The organism is Nostoc sp. (genome assembly GCF_036917395.1).
In the GTDB taxonomy this organism is placed as follows: Bacteria; Cyanobacteriota; Cyanobacteriia; order Cyanobacteriales; family Nostocaceae; genus Nostoc.
Genome location: NZ_JBALDI010000057.1, coordinates 106267 through 123575 on the forward strand (window position 1 = coordinate 106267; position 17309 = coordinate 123575).

Below are 17309 nucleotides of genomic sequence, written 5' to 3' on the forward strand. Positions count from 1 at the left end.
GAATTAAAACAAAAAGTATCTTTGTGCCATTGGTAAAACTGTCGCAGGTTCACAAATCAGCAACTCACCATCTGCTCTGACTTCATAGGTTTCTGGATCTACTTCAATGTGGGGTAGTGCATCATTCAGCTTCATATCCCGCTTACTCAATTGGCGTGTCCCAGAAACTGCAACTGCTGCCTTTTGTAAACTTAGCTGGCTGGGAATTTCTTTCTCTAAAGCTGCTTGCGAAACAAAAGTTAATGATGTAGCATTCTTAGCACCTGCAAAACTACCAAACATCGGTCGCATATGCACTGGTTGCGGTGTGGGAATACTGGCGTTGGCATCGCCCATTTGCGACCATGCAATCATTCCGCCTTTAATAACTATCTCTGGTTTCACGCCAAAAAACGCCGATCGCCACAAACATAAATCTGCTAATTTTCCCTCTTCCACTGAACCCACATATTCAGCAATTCCATGAGCGATCGCTGGGTTAATGGTGTACTTAGCAACATACCTTTTTGCCCTAAAGTTGTCTGCTTTTTGCTCTGTTCCTTGTGGATTAAGAGTTCCGCGTTGCACCTTCATTTTGTGAGATGTCTGCCAGGTGCGAATTATCACTTCGCCTACCCTTCCCATTGCTTGGGAGTCGGAAGAAATCATGCTAAATGCACCTAAGTCGTGCAAAATGTCTTCAGCAGCAATGGTTTCCCGGCGGATGCGAGACTCGGCAAAGGCAACATCTTCGGCGATCGCAGGATCGAGGTGATGACATACCATCAACATATCCAGGTGTTCATCTAAGGTATTGAGGGTGTAAGGACGTGTGGGATTGGTGGAAGATGGCAGAACATTGGCTTGGCTGCAAACTTTGATAATATCTGGTGCGTGTCCTCCGCCTGCACCTTCAGTGTGGTAGGTGTGGATGACACGATTCTTGAAAGAAGCGATCGTATCTTCGACAAATCCGGCTTCGTTCAAGGTATCAGTATGAATCGCTACTTGCACATGATATTCATCAGCAACGCTGAGGCAAGTATCAATTGCTGCGGGTGTAGTTCCCCAATCTTCATGCAGCTTTAATCCCATTGCACCGGCGGCTACTTGTTCTACAAGTCCTTGGGGTTGACTGGCGTTACCTTTACCCAAAAATCCTAAGTTGACGGGAAAAGCATCAGCAGCTTGCAGCATCCGGTAAATGTTCCAAGGGCCGGGGGTGCAGGTAGTGGCATTTGTACCTGTGGCGGGGCCAGTACCGCCGCCGATCATGGTGGTAATACCAGAAGCGATCGCAACTTCAATCTGTTGGGGACAAATAAAATGAATATGAGCATCGATACCGCCAGCAGTGAGAATCATTCCTTCACCAGCTAAGGCTTCAGTCCCGGGGCCGATAATAATATCTACATTGTCTTGAATATAAGGATTTCCAGCTTTACCAATTTTGAAAATCTTGCCATCTTTAATGCCAATATCCGCTTTGACAATACCCCACCAATCGAGAATTAAGGCATTAGTAATTACTAAATCTACAGCACCATCGGCGTTAGAAATGGGGGATTGTCCCATCCCATCTCGGATAACTTTACCACCGCCGAATTTAACTTCATCGCCGTAGGTAGTGAAATCTTGTTCAACTTCAATAAATAATTCTGTATCTGCAAGTCGGATGCGATCGCCTACTGTTGGCCCATAAGTTTCGGCGTAGGCGCGGCGATCCATTCTGTAAGGCATAATGCACTTTTAGTAATCGAGGTTTAAATCGAGTTTAAACGCAAAGTGACGCAAAGGTAAGCGCAGGGGTTCGCAGAGGATGGATGAGAATGATTTGAGTGGGGTGAGAATTGGCTGTGGGATGCAAACGTTCTCCACCTCAAAAAAGGCATCAAACGTGTGGCAAACAAACTCTAACTCGGCATACCTCCCCGCTTCCCTCTGCGTTAAAAAATAAATTTACCGTAAATTTAGTGATGTCTGAACAAGAAAGTGTTCGTATTTTCTCCACAACTCGAATAATTTAGGTTTATGCTATGAATGAGTATTCTTAGAGCTTTAGACAAAATGACACTAGCAGAGGTAATTACTATAGCTCGCAAGCTTTCTCCATCGGAAAAACTCAAGCTGATTCGCATCCTTGCCGAAGATTTAGATACAGTTGAGGATATTTATCCATTGGAACCCTTCAAAACTTACGATTTACCTACTCCTTATAATAGCTTCGGGGCTGGTGCAGTTCTAATGGAAACACTCCAACAAAAGGATTCCAGTGAATAAGCTGTATGCGGTTCAATTATTCCATTACAAGTTCCACCCAAAATGAATTTGATAGCTTACCTAGAATCCCTCTAGTTTTAATTCGAGAAAATCACAGGATAGAAGCAAATGGTTTAGTTGATAGCGGTGCTACTGTGAATGTTATGCCCTATGAGCTAGGGCTTCAGTTGGGTGGAATTTGGGATGAGCGTCAAGCTATCATTCAATTGGCAGGAAATCTCAGCAATCAACCTGCTATGCCTTTTTTCACAAGGGCTGAAATTAGTTATTTTACACCAGTAGAGTTAGTATTTGCGTGGGTGAGTAGTCTTCATGCTCCCTTAATTCTTGGACAAACTAATTTTTTCCTGAAATTCGATATTTGTTTCTACCGTTCCAAATTGGAGTTTGAAATAAAACCTATTCAATAACGTTTTTTGAACGTAGAGGGACGCTGAGGGTTTTAAAGTTTTCCGTTAATTTGGGCGTTGAAGCCGTAGACTTGACGACTACCAACTAGGGGAACTAATGTAACTTCTTTTTCATCCCCTGGTTCAAAGCGAACTGCGGTTCCTGCGGGGATATCGAGGCGCATTCCTCGCACTTGTTCTCTATCAAAGTTTAAGGCAGTGTTAACTTCATAAAAATGATAGTGGGAACCGACTTGTATGGGGCGATCGCCTGTATTTGACACTCGCAATTTTACAGTTGGACGACCAACATTTAGTTCAATTTCACCTGCTGGTGTGATAATTTCCCCAGGAATCATAATAAATTCAAAATTTAAAAATTAACGAATTGGATTATGTACTGTCACTAACTTTGTACCATCAGGAAACGTAGCTTCAACTTGTACATCATGCACCATTTCTGATATCCCTTCCATGACATCATTCCGCGTTAATAGTGTTGTACCATAACTCATCAATTCAGCTACAGTTTGCCCATCTCTTGCACCTTCTAAAATTGCAGCAGAAATATAAGCAACTGCTTCGGGATAATTCAGTTTCAAACCTCTTTCTTTACGTCTTTCTGCTAATAAAGCAGCAGTAAAAATTAATAGCTTATCTTTTTCCTGCGGCGTAAGTTGCATTCCTACCTCCTCCTCTGTGTTCTCTGCGCCTCTGCGGTAGCCTGCGGCAAGCCGCTACGCGTCTACGTTTTAAACCTGCCAAACTCTTGGTATACAATTACCACGATTCAAAAAAGAAACTCGCAGCAGCTGCCAAACATTAATAAACCAGTTTCTCACCTCAGATGTAGAAGAACCGCGATATCGACACAATAATCCATGTTGTAATCGGCTAACACCCGCTTCTCCTTCCCCATGCCACAAATTTCGCGCTTTTTCGACAATTTCTGCTGAAACTGCACCACCAACCCAAACTAGACTACCTACTATTGGTTTTCCAGCCAAGCCGTGGGGACTGTGGAAAATGTCTTCGCTACCCGGTAAACATTGGCGATCAATCCATAAGGGAACGCCTTGTTGCCAAATTTCCGTGTGCGATCGCCATTCCCCTTGCAAGAATTTTTCTCCTCTAGCACTGCGACCAAATCGGGTAATTTCCCAGCCTAACCAACTGGCCCCGGTTGCTAATTCTACCCGTAAATCTTGCCGATAAATCGCACCGTTAAATAAAATTGTCTCTTGCGGCAACCATTCTAAACAAGCACCAGCGTCAACTTGCATTTGGATGGTTTGTCTAGCTTGTAAGCCATTGCTGCGATATATCTTGCTTGCAGCAGCTGTGGTGATTAAGGCTTGGGCTTGGGGTTGGAGGTGGATGTTAGAGGATAAGCGATCGCCTCCCACCATTCCCCCAGCCGTGTGTAAAATGACGCTATGACAAATTTCCCCTTCTGGGTAAAATGGGCGTTGTACCTTCAGGGGCGCTTGTTGGTGATTATAAATTAATTGGGTTTTACCCTGGCGATCGGCATAGACTAAATTAAGTTTGCCATGCCAACCTTCTGCTATTTGCGGATTGCAGACCATTTATAAATTCCAGATTAAAGTTCAGGTACCTTATATTTATTTAATACATTCTCTGCTCCTTTACCTGCAATTTATCATAATTTCTTCGCCAAGATTACATAATCGTCTAATGCATAGTTTGACTGATGCTTCTGACCAAAATACTGTTGCAGTATTGGACTCATATACAGTTTTTTTGGTAATTTATCTTGAGCAAACTTAGCAAATTCAGCACTTGGCAAAGATGTTCTTGAACCTGTTGAGGTTAGATATCTATACTAGACTAACTCTAATTCCAGTTCTGCCAGAAATCTATGCACTACATTTTTTTCTTGCTCTTGGTTTTCAACTTGGTGAACATCGTAGATTTTGAATAACTTCTTATCTTGCACAATTAGCAGAATATAACCTGAATTTTTTAAGCTTGTGGCAAATATTTGCTTGTAAGTATTATTAGCTTCAACCCTCTTAGCTGGATCTGCAAAGAAGCAGTGGGAAATTACGATAAAGTCGAAAAAGTCTTTGGGTAGATTATTTGATTGAGTTTTCCAATTAAAAATATCAGTAGTAACAAAGCGGAAGTAAGCATTCACTGTGGTTAGACGCGACTCTATATATCGTCGCCAAAACTGAAGTCCCCGAAACTGGAAAGCATCTTGTTTTTCTAAAGAGTAGTAGGATATGTGCATTTCCGGGATATCAAAAAAACCGCTACTACTTTGGAGAAATAAAGCTAAACCATAAGCAACTGTTCCTGGGCCTGCTGCAATATCAAGGATATTAACCTTACTTGGTAGTAAAGCATCTTGGTAAATGAGAAACCAAGCTAAATATATGCAATATACATTTTCTAAAAAATACTTCATAAAGTAGACATGAGGAGTTAGACTAAAACGGTAGTCTGGGTCTTGTCCAATTTTTAAGTTATTAATATCCTCTAGAGCGTCTTCAAGCTTAATAAATAACTGTTTATCAGGAATCTTACTAAATTCTTCTTTTAAATATTCAACTAGCCTTGATTCAAAATCATCAAATATCCGTTCATCAATACCAGTAAATTGCAATTTATATTCATCGTGTTGTATTAAATTAAAAACTTTATAGATATATTTAATAAATTCCTCATCTGGCATTAATATGAGATTAGCTTTTTCCTGGGATGCTTCTGTTAGTTGTTTACTTAAAGTTTCTGTTTGTCGTTTGTATTCTTGGGAATAACGTTCAAGTTGAAGTTTATCCCTAAATAGTTTTTCTAACCATGAGAATCTTGCACCCGATTTTTGAATCTCTTGCAATAGTTGGGCTGCACGTCGGATATCCCCGCGTTTTAAAGATAATTTGAACTGTTGACTTCGCCACCAATTTACAATAGGATTATTCATAACCAAATCCCTGTTTACCTTCCATAATTTCTATACCTGGAAGCCGAGAAACTAATTTTTCCTTAAATTTCATATAGCTTAATTTCTCATCCTCATACCACCAAGCGTATTTTTGCTTAATTTCTTCAGCTTCTTGGCGAGTTGATGCCATAAGAGAACGACTCTGGCTAGGATGAAAAGCTTGAATTACAACTCTATCGGCGATAGCTAGTTTGTCAATAAAAGCAGCTTCATCAGTTGGTAAAGTAGGAAGTAAAGGGGTAATAGTGATAGAAATTTTGGGAAGAAAACCTTTGAAATAATCAATACTTTGTTTAATTTTAGTGAGAGCATTTAATCTGGCTTTAATACTGGGCGATCGCGGTTCAAAATCTTTTCTCACTAATTCGCTACCAGTGGGAATGCTCATATTAATTCGTAATCGCTTAAATCGTTGCAAATAATCAATATCTCTAGTAATAATTGGGCTACGAGTTTGAATCACTAAAGTTGGAGTAGGATAACCGTAATCCCTCACATCAAGCATTACATTCAACAATTGATGAGTCAGTTGATGTTTAGACTCAAGTGGTTGATAAGGATCGGTAACACTACTCATGTATATACGAGGAGGAATCTGGGGATTCTTTTCATACCATTTTTTTAATTCCTTCCTTAAAATTTCAGCAGCATTTTCTTTAAAAATTACCCATTTACCCCAGTCTTCGCGCATTTGAGCATTAGGGGTAAATGCAGCAGCATAGCAATAACTACAACCGTATTGACATCCCCTGTAAGGATTTAGAGTAAAATCATAATCACCAATAAAACCAGTAGCTTTTGTTAAGAGTGATTTAGCATTTTGTGCAAAAACATTGACATCTCCAAACTTTTCTTGGACTAATTTGGTAGGAGTGCATTCGCAATAACCTTCATATTTTGGTTGTGCCATCTGAATCCTGATATTTATTGAGAGTGAATTAACGCACCCTACTTATTATGATTCCCATTTTTATTTTTAAATGCTCTGTCAGAAAATCGGTTGAGTGGGTTTAAGGTATGTAAAGGGGTTGTTTCAGGATTAATTTGGCTCATGGGTTTTTATGTAAAGGTAGGAGAAGGTGCGTAGTTTACCGCCGTAGGCATCGCTGTAGTTCCGAAAAGCGATACGATAGAAACGAAAGTGGTCAAAACGTAATAACTGCCTACAAAAATGGAAAGATTGCTAAACATCCACATTGAGAAATTACCTGAAGGCGTTTATTTAGCAACATCTGATGAACTTCAAGGTTTAGTAGCTCAAGGACGGACTGTTGCTGAAACTTTAGAAATTGCTCGTGATGTAGCACGTAAGTTATTAGAAGCACAATCTCAGGATCAAGAACTAGATTATTTGCAACCAATAGCCGAACAATTTAACTATCCTTTAGTTGTAGGTCAGTAGTCAATTCATGGAACGGCTAGCTGGGTTTAGCTACAGACAGATTATCAAAATCTTAAAAACCTTTGGCTTTGCTTTTCATCGTCAAGCCGCAGGGAGTCATGAAATCTGGTTTTATCCTGAAAATAACCGTTACACTACTATTCCCAATCATTCTGGTGATATGCCGGAAGGAACATTACGTGCTATTTTAAAGCAAGCTAGTATTGAACCTGAAGATTTTATTAACCGCTCTTAGTAATAAAGGGGGTTTGTATTCATTAAAATTATGAACCATTAAAAATCTAGTTGTTAGGTTCGCCAAATTTTTATCGGTGTTTCTTGGTATTTACTACGAATATATTTTGCTTCATCATAAAATTCATTCGAGTATACACCAGCCTCATAGCATTCAGCTTCTGAAAGTATCATCTTAGTTAATGTGGGAAATATAATGTATGGATCATCATCTATTTCCTCAAAACTGATTTCTAATACTGGTGTTGTTTTTCTTTGTATTTCATTAAGAACTACAACATAATAACCTCCACCATTAATGTTTTCAAAAATTGGAAACCATTGCATATTAAAATTTGATTTAATAACAACTACACACGGATCATCTTCTTGATCTATTGCTGTCAAATTACAATAGATTTTTAGTGCTGATTCTAATGACAAAAATACATAATCATCAAAAAATCTGGCATATATTTCCTCACCAATCCATGCTCCATTACCCCATTGGTAAAGTTCATAAACTTCTTTAGGTAAACGAAAAGGTAATAAATCAGTTACTTTTTCTTCAATTTCCTCATATTTGAGTCCAGGTTGTAAAGATTCAAAATGAGCAAAATCTAAATCGTCGTTTTCTTCAAACCAATTTAAAACTCTATCTAGAGCATCTGTTAACAGTGACATGGATGCAGAGATTTTTACTTTTATAAATAGTTGCCTCTAACTTAACTTCTCTTTTTACTTAGGATACGATTAAAATAAAAAATAACCGCTCCATTAAACAGCAGTTTTCACAATTTGATTAAGCTTGCTTGTGCTGTTCTAACCAAGCTACCAAATCAGCAATTTCGCAAAAATCAAGCAGTTCCTCTCCCAAATTTTCTAACTGTTCAGCAGATAAATTCCGAACCTGCTCAACTAATGATGCATCAATATCACCAAAACGCCGTTTAAGTAGACGACTTATTAATTTAAACGCTTCCTTTTGAACGATATCTTGATAAATTACAGACTCTTTCATAATATCCTCCCGTAAAAATTGACGAACCAAATCCTTTTCAAACCGCAAACCCGCCAGAATTTCTACACAACCCGCGATATTTTGTCGCTCCTCCCTATCTGGAATTGTAGCGACTTGTTCAGCCACTTGTGCCAGTAAACTTTGCGGCGAGTTAGTTCGCGTCAAACTTGCTAAAGGTAACAGCGCCGGATTAACTAAAAATAGTGTTGAATCTTGCTCCCAAAGACGAACAACCTGATATTGGTGAATCGTCGTATTGTCCCGATATTCTTCAGTAAAAGCGATTTCGTTAGTAGTTTCTTACAAAAAGATTAGCACTTGCACTACAGAACAACGGTATTGACGCTTCAACCTCACAGAATAATCGAGCATTCGGAAATTAAGCGCCGGATTAGATTTCGCCAAAGTTTGAAATTCAATGTGCAAAATTTGGTTAGCTGCTTGCAAAAATGTCACAGAATCCGCACGAATTGGTTCAAGCGTGAGTTCCGTTTTTAAGACTTCAATTTGTTGCACCTCTACCCCAAGCAACCAACGCACAAAATCAGCAGGGTACTGTTCAGCTAAATATTTACAAGCGTTGTCGTAACTCACCCTCTTCTTCCTCTCTAGGCGATGCCATCTGCTACAACGCGGGGAACCCGCGCAACGCACTAGCTCCTCTGCGTAACACAAAAAAACAGCCGCCTCCATCAGGAAGCAGCTGTTCTCACAAATTATGTGACTACATATTAGTAATCGAAGTCTCCGCCACCAGCGCCAGCGCCAGCAGGAGCACCATCCTTAGGCTCCGGCTTGTCAACTATGATACATTCGGTTGTCAACACCATACCAGCGATCGAAGCAGCGTTTTGCAGAGCAGAACGAGTCACTTTAGCAGGGTCAACAATACCAGCGGCTAACAAATCGACGAATTCGTTTGTTGCAGCGTTGTAGCCAACACTAAATTCTTTCTCTTTCACGCGTTCAGCGATCACAGCACCATTCTGACCAGCGTTTTCAGCAATCCGCTTCAAAGGTGCGGGTAAGGCGCGAACGACAATCAACGCACCAATCAACTCTTCATCCTTAAGATTTTCCTTCGCCCAAGTTTCTAAATCAGGAGCGAGGTGAGCCAGAGTTGTACCACCGCCAGGAACGATACCTTCTTCCACAGCAGCTTTGGTGGCGTTGATAGCGTCTTCTAGGCGCAGTTTCTTATCTTTCATTTCGGTTTCGGTGGCTGCACCCACTTTCACCACAGCGACACCACCAGAGAGTTTAGCAAGACGCTCTTGTAGTTTCTCTTTGTCGTAGGAAGATTCAGTTTCGTCGATTTGACGACGAATCTGTTCGACACGAGCCTTAACAGCAGCTTCGTTACCTTCGGCAACAATTGTGGTGCTGTCCTTGGTTATGGTGACGCGGCGAGCTTTACCCAGGCTATCCAGCTTGGTGTTGTCTAGCTTCAGACCGGCATCTTCAGTAACTAGTTGACCACCAGTCAAAACAGCGATGTCTTCTAAGAGAGCTTTGCGGCGATCGCCAAAGCCAGGAGCCTTAACAGCAGCTACGTTGAGTACACCGCGTAAACGGTTTACTACTAGAGTTGCCAAAGCTTCTTTTTCGATATCTTCGGCGATAATCACCAAAGGACGACCAGCACGAGCTACTTGCTCTAACACTGGTACGAGGTCTTGTACTAGGGCGATTTTCTTATCGGTCAGCAGCAGGAAAGGCTCATCAAAAACCGCTTCCATCCGTTCAGCATCAGTGGCGAAATAGGGAGAGATGTAGCCTTTGTCAAAGCGCATCCCTTCAGTGATTTCCAACTCGGTGAACATAGATTTCCCTTCTTCTAGGGAAATTACGCCTTCCTTGCCCACCTTGTCCATTGCTTGAGCAATCATCTGACCGACTTCTTCGTCATTACCAGCCGAGATCGCACCAACTTGGGCAATGGCTTTGGAATCTTCCACTGGACGGGCGTGTTCAGCAATTTTTTCTACGAGGAAGCTGGTAGCTTTGTCAATACCACGCTTTAGCGAAATCGCATTAGCACCAGCTGCAACGTTCCGCAAGCCTTCTTTGACGATCGCATGAGCTAAAACGGTGGCAGTAGTGGTGCCATCGCCCGCAGCATCGTTGGTTTTAGAAGCAGCTTGACGAATCAAAGCTACGCCAGTGTTTTCAATGTGGTCTTCTAATTCGATTTCTTTGGCGATCGTTACACCGTCATTGACAATTTGCGGTGCGCCAAATTTCTTTTCTAGGACTACGTTACGACCTTTGGGGCCAAGGGTAACAGCTACAGCCTCAGCCAGAATGTCAATGCCTCGCTCTAGGGCGCGACGGGCGTTTTCGTTATAGATAATGCGCTTTGCCATAGGTGTCTAAATCCAGGGATTAGGTCAATTTTTTCTTGAGTTGGGTATTAGGGATTGGGGAACTTGGGGTTCCCTCTAGGGATAAGGGATAAGGGGTAATGGGGATTGTTCCCATACGCCATAACCCATACCTGATAACCCATTAGATAACGACTGCTAAAATATCTTTTTCAGAAAGCAGTACATATTCTTCGGTGCCGAGCTTGATGTCGGTGCCAGCGTACTTCGAGTACAGCACCTTATCACCGACTTTAATTTCCAATTCCTGACGGCTACCGTCATCGTTACGCTTGCCAGGACCAAGGGCAACTACTTCCCCTACCTGGGGCTTTTCCTTGGCGGTATCGGGCAAATACAAACCACCTGCGGTCTTTTCCTCAGAGGCGTTCACTTTTACGAAAACGCGATCGCTCAAAGGTTTAACTGTAGAAACGCTTAAAGATAAAGCAGCCATATTATTTCCTCCAGAGTTTAGCACTCTCAACTCCTGAGTGCTAATCTACCGAAAAGTGGCGTCCAATGGCAAGAATTCTTTGAGTACGGGTTCCCGAACTAGAAGAGCATCAGGGTACTTAAATATATAAGTATAAATGCTTAATTATTTCTAGTTTTTAGGTTCCGTTCCGTAAGTTACGAATATTTTTATCTGGTCAACTTTATTTGCAAAGCTTGGAAATTGTTATAGAACTGTAATCAGGGAGCCACTCGATGAGTAACAATACAGTGATCCAGTCTAGCCATCAAATCCCCAAAACCACTAAGTCTGTCGAACATCAAACCCTGAGTAATTGTGTAGAAACTTTAGGACTTGCTAAAATTCAGCGACACATTTCTATTTGCGCTGACCAGACAATTGCTAACTGCTGCTCAAAACGAGCTAGTCTGGAATCCTGGGAATACTTCAAAAAGCGACTTAAAGAGTTAAAACTTGATGAGCCGCAACAAAGTTATCCCATTTGCGTCTGTCTTTAGAACTAAAGCCAACTGCTTGCGCGTTTGTTGTTCTGGACTCATAATGGTGGTTTACCCCGATGGGGCCTGGTATCGCCAAGCAAACCCGGAAAGTTACCCTGCGGCTCATCCGAGAACACTTAATAGGCAATAAGGTGGTAGAAGAATATGCATTTTCAACCCATCCTTTGCCAGAAACTTCCCTAGTTTCTCGTGAACACCTCATAGAGGCTTAACAACCGAAGGATATGTTATAGCAGTAAGCTTTAAGAAAGTGCGGGTTGTTTTGAGGTAGGGTCATCTTTAAGCCAATACTTACTTGTGAGTCAGAAAGATTATTATTTAATCAGTGTTTTTTACCCCGCCCCTTTCAAAGCGATATATAATAGCGCATTATAGATACTACTGCTATACGTATCCTTGCTGGACTTTTGCTATCGAGCTACTAGTCTATTGAAAGTGCTCGGCATTTTTGAGACTTCGAGACAGCAAAGGCAAGTTAAGTAGGAAAAAGGACACATCTCGAATAACCCACCATAGAGGATAAATATTCAAGACTTTGATGGACCGAAGCGCGACAAGTGCCACTGCTATGAAAGAGCCCAGCATGAAAGATCACAAACGACTTCTATTGATTGATGATGACCCTAACCTCATCTTGCTGGTGAAGGATTACTTGGAATTCCGGGGATACGAAGTCATCACCGCCGAAAATGGACGTGAAGCTCTGGAAATTTTAGAGCAAGATGTTCCAGACATGATTATCTGCGACGTGATGATGCCGGAAATGGACGGATATACTTTTGTGGAACAAGTCCGGCAAAACGAACGCACCAGCTGGATTCCGGTTCTTTTCCTTTCAGCTAAGGGACAAAGTGCAGACCGAGTTAAGGGTTTAAATAAAGGTGCTGATGTTTATATGGTCAAACCCTTTGAACCAGAAGAACTCGTAGCACAAGTTGAATCCTCGCTGAAACAAACTATCCGTTGGAAAGAACACCAAGCAAAAGGAGGCGAAAACAGTTCCCGCATCCAGGTTCCCTTCGATGTGCAGTTAACCCCAACCGAACTGAAAGTAGTCCAGTTTGTCGCTAGGGGTTTAGCTAACCGGGAAATTGCTGAAGAACTCAATGTTAGTCAGCGTACAGTTGAAAGCCATGTGTCCAATATGTTGGGCAAAACCAATCTACACAACCGCACTGAACTAGCGCGGTGGGCGATTGAAAATCAAATGGCATAGCCGATTTTAAATTTTGGATTTTGGATTATGAATCTAAAATCCAAAATCCGAAATCAAAAATTGATTACTACCCATCTTCTTCAGGACTGGATTGGTGCAAAACTTCTAAATCCAACTCATCCAGGTAAGTTAAGGCGCTTTCAATCTGGGAAACAGTACTTCGCAGTTGTAGATGGAAGCAACTATGTTGTGGCACGTTTGTGCTTACCTGAGCATCAGCAATAATTATTGTGACCCCATAGTGAGAGAACCAGTCGTGAAATCACTGGTTCCTCATGCAAGTCTTTAGGAATACGAATCTGGATACAAGTTTGGGTGCGTCTATTATCTAAAATAACAGTATTAGATTTTACTTATTTATTCAAAATTGCCATTCTAGCTTCCTACTCGACTTATGGAATAAGGATTTTACGTACAATTCTTTTAACACTAGCGTCACTTATCCCACGTAGGCAAGCAAGAAAGTATTTACAACTTTTACCTCTATTTAGTAGCATTTGTAATCAGATGTTATCAATACTACTAAGCTTTTATTTCTATGAATTTTGTACCGATTGAAGTAAATTATTAAGCTTTTCAAATAATTGTCTAAAGTTTTCAAACTCTGAAACATCAAAAGATTCTACATCAGTGGCAAAACTATCTTTATCTCCCATTATTTTAAACACTTCTGTTCCAAGAATGTTTTGACCATATTTGTTGAAATTTTTGAGCAAATCGTCCGAAAAATAATGTTCAATAACTAAATATCTTTGTGTGATATCATTTGAAGTTACAAATTTGGAACGTGAGATTGGAATAGTTAATAAAAACCCCCAAGCATCCTTTGAACGGTGCTTTCTAGATTCTTTAGATATATCATAATCTTCAAAGCAAGATTTATTTAATCCCTTAAATTGTTCATTACCTTCTCTATCATTATCAAATAAACCAATAATCGGTTGTGATGTTACTCCTGCAATAAATTCCAATGTCCTTCTGACGGCATCAGCATTACCTTCTCTTTTGGATTCATCAATTTGAATACCTGATGGTACAATGTCAAAATTAATTTCTTCATTTGGATAAAGCTTATGCTAAGCAACACGTATTATTTGAGCATCTGTTTTACCTTCAGTAATCAGGATAGGTCTTGTGTAAGGTTTGATAGTTTTTATTAATTCATCTTCATATGCTTTGGTTTGCTTATAATAAGTAAAAGAATGTTTAAACTCGGAAAAACGCTCTGTTGATATAAAATCCCCTTTAGGCATTTCAAGAATTTTTAATCCTTGCTCACCATATTCTTCTTCCATACCGAGTAGAAACAATGGAGAGTGAGATGTAATAATAAATTGAACTCTAGGAAATAGTTTTAATAATTTTGGTAAAACCTTATATTGTAATTCTGTATGTAAGTGAACATCAATTTCATCAATGATTACAATTCCTTCAATCTCTGTTAAATTGATACTTTTATGTATATCTCCTTTGTCAGCGTAACGAATTATTGTCGCAAACATATTAAAAAGTATAGATTGACCGGAAGATAGAGCATCTAAACTAGGAATAGCTATCAAATTATTTTTAGTAATACATAAACGAAATTGATTAGTACTTCGATAATTAACTGCAAATTTAGCTGAATTATCTTGAAGCACCTGCTTTAAAATAATCTCAACATTCTGTCGGCTTTTATTTAATAAAACTTTCTCATTTATATTTCCTTTAACACTTAAATTACCTTCAACATTTTCAATTTCCATCATGCAATCAAGGAAAACATCGAGTAACCAAATTTTATTTTCTTGCACACTACTGTCAATAAAAATCGGCTTACCCAGTCTCTCAGTAAACTTTGGCTCGATAAGAAACTTTAACTCATCAGATAGACTGTGGCGGTTCAACCAGTGTGGAAGTTCTTTTCGACTGGGAGGAAAGTAACAAATAGCATTTGTTCTAAAAAAATCTTCAAAAGCTTTTTTATCTTCTGGTGCAATCAATTTCTGATTTTGATCTATAGTCCATGATGCTACAGATTGAAATCGCTCTCGTCTATTTTGATTATATGTATTAGGATCAAGATTTCCAGATTTATCCACGTAGCAGTATTTTTTATCATTTTTGGAAAATTCTAGTAACCCAATACTATATTCTGAATATACTTTCTGATTTATACCACCTGTGATCTTGAAATATGGAGAATACATGGGTTGTTGTCCAACTAATATATCTTGATAAGCAGTTTTAGCAAATTCAGTCAGTGCATCAACAATATATGAAATAAATATGCTTTTCCCCGAACCATTGACCCCAACTAAAACCAAAGGCTGAGGTTTTCCATCTTCATTAAATGGCAAACTTATATCTAAATTTGCAATTGGTCCTGCGTTTTCAAGTAGATATTCTGTCAAATACATTTTGATGCTATCCCCAGACTAAATTCTAAAAATACCTCAGAAAATTTTCTTCAATAGAAAATTTAGATTAAACAACACTTATCATGAGTTTGAGATAATACGCCTTTGGGAACAACCTACAGACAGGTTTATGAGTATTCCAGGTTTATTACCCTTTGTGGTGCTAAGTCAGACAAACGATCCTACAATGGTATTAACCCAAGTAGCCAAAGCAGTTGAAGCAATTAGCGATCGCCAGCTACAAAGAAATATAGCTGCTGCCAGTGGCATTCTAGCAGGTCTGGTATTAAAAAAAGATGTAATTAGGAAGATTTTAAGGATTGAGATTATGCGCGAATCAGTCATTTATCAAGAAATCCTAGAAGAAGGCGAAGCCAAAGGTAAAGCACAAGGTAAAGCAGAAACAACAAGAAAGTTGGCTTTAAATTTGTTGCGAATTGAAATGAATGTAGAGCAAATTGCTCAAGTTACTGAATTATCTATTGAGCAAATTAAAGTTTTACAAAAGGAGATTTAAAAACCTTAATTTTAACTAATCGCTTTCTAAAATACACGGCTATAAAAGCAAAACCCGCGATCGCGGGTTTAAAAGTTTTTATTACTCCGCACAGACGGACTTGGTTTGTGTAGACGCGATTTCTAATCGCCTGGATTTTAAATTCTCAAACTAAAACTCAGCACTTTGCGGTGCACGCGGGAACGGAATCACATCGCGGATATTTCCCATCCCCGTCATGAATTGCACGAGTCGTTCAAAACCCAAGCCAAAACCCGCGTGTGGAACAGTACCGTAACGACGTAAATCGAGATACCACCACAAATCTTCTGGCTTTAATCCTTGCGCTAACACACGGCGTTCTAAGATTTCTAAGCGTTCTTCCCGTTGGGAACCGCCAACAATCTCGCCAATTTTGGGTGCAAGAATATCCATTGCGCGGACGGTTTTTTCATCGTCGTTTAAACGCATATAAAATGCTTTGATTTGCGCTGGATAATCTGTAACGATCGCAGGCTTTTTAAATAATTGTTCAGCTAGGTAGCGTTCATGTTCTGATTGTAAGTCTAAACCCCAACTTACAGGATATTCAAATTTAACATCAACTTTTTCTAAAAGTTTGATGGCTTCTGTATAAGTTAAGCGTTCAAACTGATTATTAATAATATTTTCGGCTGTTGCCAACACAGATTTATCAATACGTTCATTGAAAAATTCCATATCTTCTGGGCAAGTTTCCAACACATATTTAAAAATGTGTTTGAGAAACGCCTCAGCTAAATCCATATCGCCTTCTAAGTCACAAAAAGCCATTTCTGGCTCAACCATCCAAAATTCTGCTAGGTGGCGCGAGGTGTTGGAATTTTCTGCACGGAAGGTAGGGCCAAATGTGTAGACGTTAGAAAACGCCATCGCCATAACTTCCGCTTCTAACTGACCGCTAACTGTTAAATATGTGGGTTTAGCAAAAAAGTCTTGGCTGTAATCTACTGCTTGGTTTTCTGTGCGGGGAATATTCTTTAAATCTAAACTGGTAACGCTAAAAAGTTCACCTGCGCCTTCACAATCACTAGCAGTGATGATCGGAGTGTGTACCCACAGAAAGCCTCTTTCGTGGAAAAATTGGTGAATTGCTGTAGAACAAGCATTTCTGACGCGGAAAACTGCACCAAAGGAATTAGTCCGCGATCGCAAATGTCCAATGGTTCGCAGAAACTCAAAGGAATGGCGTTTCTTTTGCAGGGGATATGTATCGGGATCGGCTTCACCGTAGACTTTCACCGTCTCGGCTTTCAACTCAATTCGCTGTCCTTTACCAAGAGAAGCCACTAGTACCCCTGTTACCTCAACAGCAGCACCTGTATTTAATTTTTTTAATATAGCTTCATAATCTGGCAAATCCTGATTAATCACGACTTGCAAATTAGCTAGTGATGAGCCGTCATTGACTTCAATAAAAGCAAACCCTTTGGACTCGCGCTTTGTCCGCACCCAGCCTTGAATTTGGAGAGACTCATCAGGTTGACCACTTCGCAATATTTCTGCAATCCGTCGATTTACCATATTTTACAACTTGTATTCCATCAACGTAAAAAGTACAGA

At 40.0% G+C, this 17309-nt stretch carries 21 protein-coding genes and 1 pseudogene; 8 read left to right on the forward strand and 14 right to left on the reverse strand.

The window, feature by feature from the left end:
• Positions 1 to 3 precede the first annotated feature (3 nt).
• Positions 4 to 1719 carry an urease subunit alpha gene (gene ureC / locus V7K46_RS20090; RefSeq protein WP_335116141.1) on the reverse strand — a complete coding sequence of 572 codons (1716 nt, stop codon included), beginning with the start codon at positions 1717 to 1719 and terminating at the stop codon, positions 4 to 6.
• Between the two features lie 300 nt (positions 1720 to 2019).
• Between ureC and V7K46_RS20095 the strand changes: the two genes are divergently transcribed.
• Entirely contained in the window at positions 2020 to 2259 is a 240-nt protein-coding gene (locus tag V7K46_RS20095) for a hypothetical protein (RefSeq protein ID WP_335116143.1), read from the forward strand.
• A 5-nt stretch (positions 2260 to 2264) separates the two neighbouring features.
• On the forward strand, positions 2265 to 2669 hold the full coding sequence (locus tag V7K46_RS20100) for a hypothetical protein (RefSeq protein ID WP_335116145.1): 405 nt from the start codon (positions 2265 to 2267) through the stop codon (positions 2667 to 2669).
• Between the two features lie 32 nt (positions 2670 to 2701).
• On the opposite strand, the gene V7K46_RS20105 is transcribed toward V7K46_RS20100, so the two are convergent.
• The 5 genes from V7K46_RS20105 to V7K46_RS20125 form a co-directional block, all read right to left on the reverse strand.
• Positions 2702 to 3007 carry an urease subunit beta gene (locus V7K46_RS20105; RefSeq protein ID WP_335116147.1) on the reverse strand — a complete coding sequence of 102 codons (306 nt, stop codon included), beginning with the start codon at positions 3005 to 3007 and terminating at the stop codon, positions 2702 to 2704.
• A gap of 21 nt (positions 3008 to 3028) precedes the next feature.
• Positions 3029 to 3331 (reverse strand): urease subunit gamma, encoded by a 303-nt coding sequence (gene ureA, locus V7K46_RS20110; protein ID WP_335116149.1) that lies wholly within the window; start codon positions 3329 to 3331, stop codon positions 3029 to 3031.
• Positions 3332 to 3400: 69 nt separating this feature from the next.
• Positions 3401 to 4237 carry an urease accessory protein UreD gene (locus V7K46_RS20115; RefSeq protein WP_335116151.1) on the reverse strand — a complete coding sequence of 279 codons (837 nt, stop codon included), beginning with the start codon at positions 4235 to 4237 and terminating at the stop codon, positions 3401 to 3403.
• A gap of 257 nt (positions 4238 to 4494) precedes the next feature.
• Positions 4495 to 5598 carry a photosystem II assembly protein gene (locus V7K46_RS20120; protein ID WP_335116153.1) on the reverse strand — a complete coding sequence of 368 codons (1104 nt, stop codon included), beginning with the start codon at positions 5596 to 5598 and terminating at the stop codon, positions 4495 to 4497.
• On the reverse strand, positions 5591 to 6529 hold the full coding sequence (locus tag V7K46_RS20125; RefSeq protein WP_335116155.1) for an SPL family radical SAM protein: 939 nt from the start codon (positions 6527 to 6529) through the stop codon (positions 5591 to 5593). The genes V7K46_RS20120 and V7K46_RS20125 overlap by 8 nt, the downstream gene beginning before the upstream one ends.
• Before the next feature lie 261 nt (positions 6530 to 6790).
• Between V7K46_RS20125 and V7K46_RS20130 the strand changes: the two genes are divergently transcribed.
• Together V7K46_RS20130 and V7K46_RS20135 are read left to right on the forward strand one after the other, a co-directional pair.
• A complete protein-coding gene (locus V7K46_RS20130; RefSeq protein WP_100898366.1) occupies positions 6791 to 7021 on the forward strand; it encodes a type II toxin-antitoxin system HicB family antitoxin in 231 nt (76 codons plus the stop codon).
• Positions 7022 to 7028: 7 nt separating this feature from the next.
• The gene (locus V7K46_RS20135; RefSeq protein WP_335116157.1) at positions 7029 to 7256 is read left to right on the forward strand and encodes a type II toxin-antitoxin system HicA family toxin; all 228 of its coding nucleotides are present in this window, start codon (positions 7029 to 7031) and stop codon (positions 7254 to 7256) included.
• A 53-nt stretch (positions 7257 to 7309) separates the two neighbouring features.
• On the opposite strand, the gene V7K46_RS20140 is transcribed toward V7K46_RS20135, so the two are convergent.
• From V7K46_RS20140 to groES, 4 genes and pseudogenes are all read right to left on the reverse strand, one after another.
• Positions 7310 to 7918 (reverse strand): SMI1/KNR4 family protein, encoded by a 609-nt coding sequence (locus V7K46_RS20140; protein ID WP_335116159.1) that lies wholly within the window; start codon positions 7916 to 7918, stop codon positions 7310 to 7312.
• Positions 7919 to 8036: 118 nt separating this feature from the next.
• Positions 8037 to 8849: pseudogene (locus tag V7K46_RS20145) on the reverse strand (Rpn family recombination-promoting nuclease/putative transposase).
• A gap of 137 nt (positions 8850 to 8986) precedes the next feature.
• Positions 8987 to 10621 carry a chaperonin GroEL gene (groL, locus tag V7K46_RS20150; RefSeq protein ID WP_335116162.1) on the reverse strand — a complete coding sequence of 545 codons (1635 nt, stop codon included), beginning with the start codon at positions 10619 to 10621 and terminating at the stop codon, positions 8987 to 8989.
• A gap of 142 nt (positions 10622 to 10763) precedes the next feature.
• On the reverse strand, positions 10764 to 11075 hold the full coding sequence (groES, locus tag V7K46_RS20155) for a co-chaperone GroES (protein ID WP_069071443.1): 312 nt from the start codon (positions 11073 to 11075) through the stop codon (positions 10764 to 10766).
• Positions 11076 to 11329: 254 nt separating this feature from the next.
• Between groES and V7K46_RS20160 the strand changes: the two genes are divergently transcribed.
• From V7K46_RS20160 to V7K46_RS20170, 3 genes are all read left to right on the forward strand, one after another.
• Positions 11330 to 11593, forward strand: coding sequence for a hypothetical protein (locus V7K46_RS20160; protein WP_335116164.1), 264 nt, complete (start codon positions 11330 to 11332; stop codon positions 11591 to 11593).
• A gap of 59 nt (positions 11594 to 11652) precedes the next feature.
• Positions 11653 to 11808, forward strand: a complete 156-nt coding sequence (locus V7K46_RS20165) for a hypothetical protein (RefSeq protein ID WP_335116166.1) — start codon at positions 11653 to 11655, stop codon at positions 11806 to 11808.
• A gap of 326 nt (positions 11809 to 12134) precedes the next feature.
• Positions 12135 to 12812, forward strand: coding sequence for a response regulator transcription factor (locus V7K46_RS20170; RefSeq protein WP_273767301.1), 678 nt, complete (start codon positions 12135 to 12137; stop codon positions 12810 to 12812).
• Between the two features lie 67 nt (positions 12813 to 12879).
• On the opposite strand, the gene V7K46_RS20175 is transcribed toward V7K46_RS20170, so the two are convergent.
• From V7K46_RS20175 to V7K46_RS20185, 3 genes are all read right to left on the reverse strand, one after another.
• A complete protein-coding gene (locus tag V7K46_RS20175) occupies positions 12880 to 13008 on the reverse strand; it encodes a hypothetical protein (protein ID WP_335116168.1) in 129 nt (42 codons plus the stop codon).
• A 340-nt stretch (positions 13009 to 13348) separates the two neighbouring features.
• A complete protein-coding gene (locus V7K46_RS20180) occupies positions 13349 to 13783 on the reverse strand; it encodes a hypothetical protein (protein ID WP_335116170.1) in 435 nt (144 codons plus the stop codon).
• 105 nt (positions 13784 to 13888) lie between these two features.
• The gene (locus V7K46_RS20185) at positions 13889 to 15211 is read right to left on the reverse strand and encodes an AAA family ATPase (RefSeq protein WP_335116172.1); all 1323 of its coding nucleotides are present in this window, start codon (positions 15209 to 15211) and stop codon (positions 13889 to 13891) included.
• 130 nt (positions 15212 to 15341) lie between these two features.
• Between V7K46_RS20185 and V7K46_RS20190 the strand changes: the two genes are divergently transcribed.
• Positions 15342 to 15728 (forward strand): hypothetical protein, encoded by a 387-nt coding sequence (locus tag V7K46_RS20190; RefSeq protein ID WP_335116174.1) that lies wholly within the window; start codon positions 15342 to 15344, stop codon positions 15726 to 15728.
• 150 nt (positions 15729 to 15878) lie between these two features.
• Here V7K46_RS20190 and asnS read toward each other — a convergent pair whose 3' ends face one another.
• The gene (gene asnS / locus V7K46_RS20195) at positions 15879 to 17270 is read right to left on the reverse strand and encodes an asparagine--tRNA ligase (protein WP_335116176.1); all 1392 of its coding nucleotides are present in this window, start codon (positions 17268 to 17270) and stop codon (positions 15879 to 15881) included.
• Positions 17271 to 17309: the final 39 nt, after the last annotated feature.

Bases quoted from the DNA above. Each gene is read 5' to 3' on its own strand.
- groL (WP_335116162.1), bottom strand. From the start codon at position 10,621: ATGGCAAAGCGCATTATCTATAACGAAAACGCCCGTCGCGCCCTAGAG.
- V7K46_RS20135 (WP_335116157.1), top strand. From the start codon at position 7,029: ATGGAACGGCTAGCTGGGTTTAGCTACAGACAGATTATCAAAATCTTA.
- ureC (WP_335116141.1), bottom strand. From the start codon at position 1,719: ATGCCTTACAGAATGGATCGCCGCGCCTACGCCGAAACTTATGGGCCA.
- V7K46_RS20120 (WP_335116153.1), bottom strand. From the start codon at position 5,598: ATGAATAATCCTATTGTAAATTGGTGGCGAAGTCAACAGTTCAAATTA.
- V7K46_RS20170 (WP_273767301.1), top strand. From the start codon at position 12,135: ATGGACCGAAGCGCGACAAGTGCCACTGCTATGAAAGAGCCCAGCATG.
- V7K46_RS20140 (WP_335116159.1), bottom strand. From the start codon at position 7,918: ATGTCACTGTTAACAGATGCTCTAGATAGAGTTTTAAATTGGTTTGAA.
- asnS (WP_335116176.1), bottom strand. From the start codon at position 17,270: ATGGTAAATCGACGGATTGCAGAAATATTGCGAAGTGGTCAACCTGAT.
- V7K46_RS20125 (WP_335116155.1), bottom strand. From the start codon at position 6,529: ATGGCACAACCAAAATATGAAGGTTATTGCGAATGCACTCCTACCAAA.
- V7K46_RS20165 (WP_335116166.1), top strand. From the start codon at position 11,653: ATGGGGCCTGGTATCGCCAAGCAAACCCGGAAAGTTACCCTGCGGCTC.
- V7K46_RS20100 (WP_335116145.1), top strand. From the start codon at position 2,265: ATGCGGTTCAATTATTCCATTACAAGTTCCACCCAAAATGAATTTGAT.
- groES (WP_069071443.1), bottom strand. From the start codon at position 11,075: ATGGCTGCTTTATCTTTAAGCGTTTCTACAGTTAAACCTTTGAGCGAT.
- V7K46_RS20185 (WP_335116172.1), bottom strand. From the start codon at position 15,211: ATGTATTTGACAGAATATCTACTTGAAAACGCAGGACCAATTGCAAAT.
- V7K46_RS20115 (WP_335116151.1), bottom strand. From the start codon at position 4,237: ATGGTCTGCAATCCGCAAATAGCAGAAGGTTGGCATGGCAAACTTAAT.
- V7K46_RS20105 (WP_335116147.1), bottom strand. From the start codon at position 3,007: ATGATTCCTGGGGAAATTATCACACCAGCAGGTGAAATTGAACTAAAT.
- V7K46_RS20190 (WP_335116174.1), top strand. From the start codon at position 15,342: ATGAGTATTCCAGGTTTATTACCCTTTGTGGTGCTAAGTCAGACAAAC.
- ureA (WP_335116149.1), bottom strand. From the start codon at position 3,331: ATGCAACTTACGCCGCAGGAAAAAGATAAGCTATTAATTTTTACTGCT.
- V7K46_RS20130 (WP_100898366.1), top strand. From the start codon at position 6,791: ATGGAAAGATTGCTAAACATCCACATTGAGAAATTACCTGAAGGCGTT.
- V7K46_RS20095 (WP_335116143.1), top strand. From the start codon at position 2,020: ATGAGTATTCTTAGAGCTTTAGACAAAATGACACTAGCAGAGGTAATT.
- V7K46_RS20160 (WP_335116164.1), top strand. From the start codon at position 11,330: ATGAGTAACAATACAGTGATCCAGTCTAGCCATCAAATCCCCAAAACC.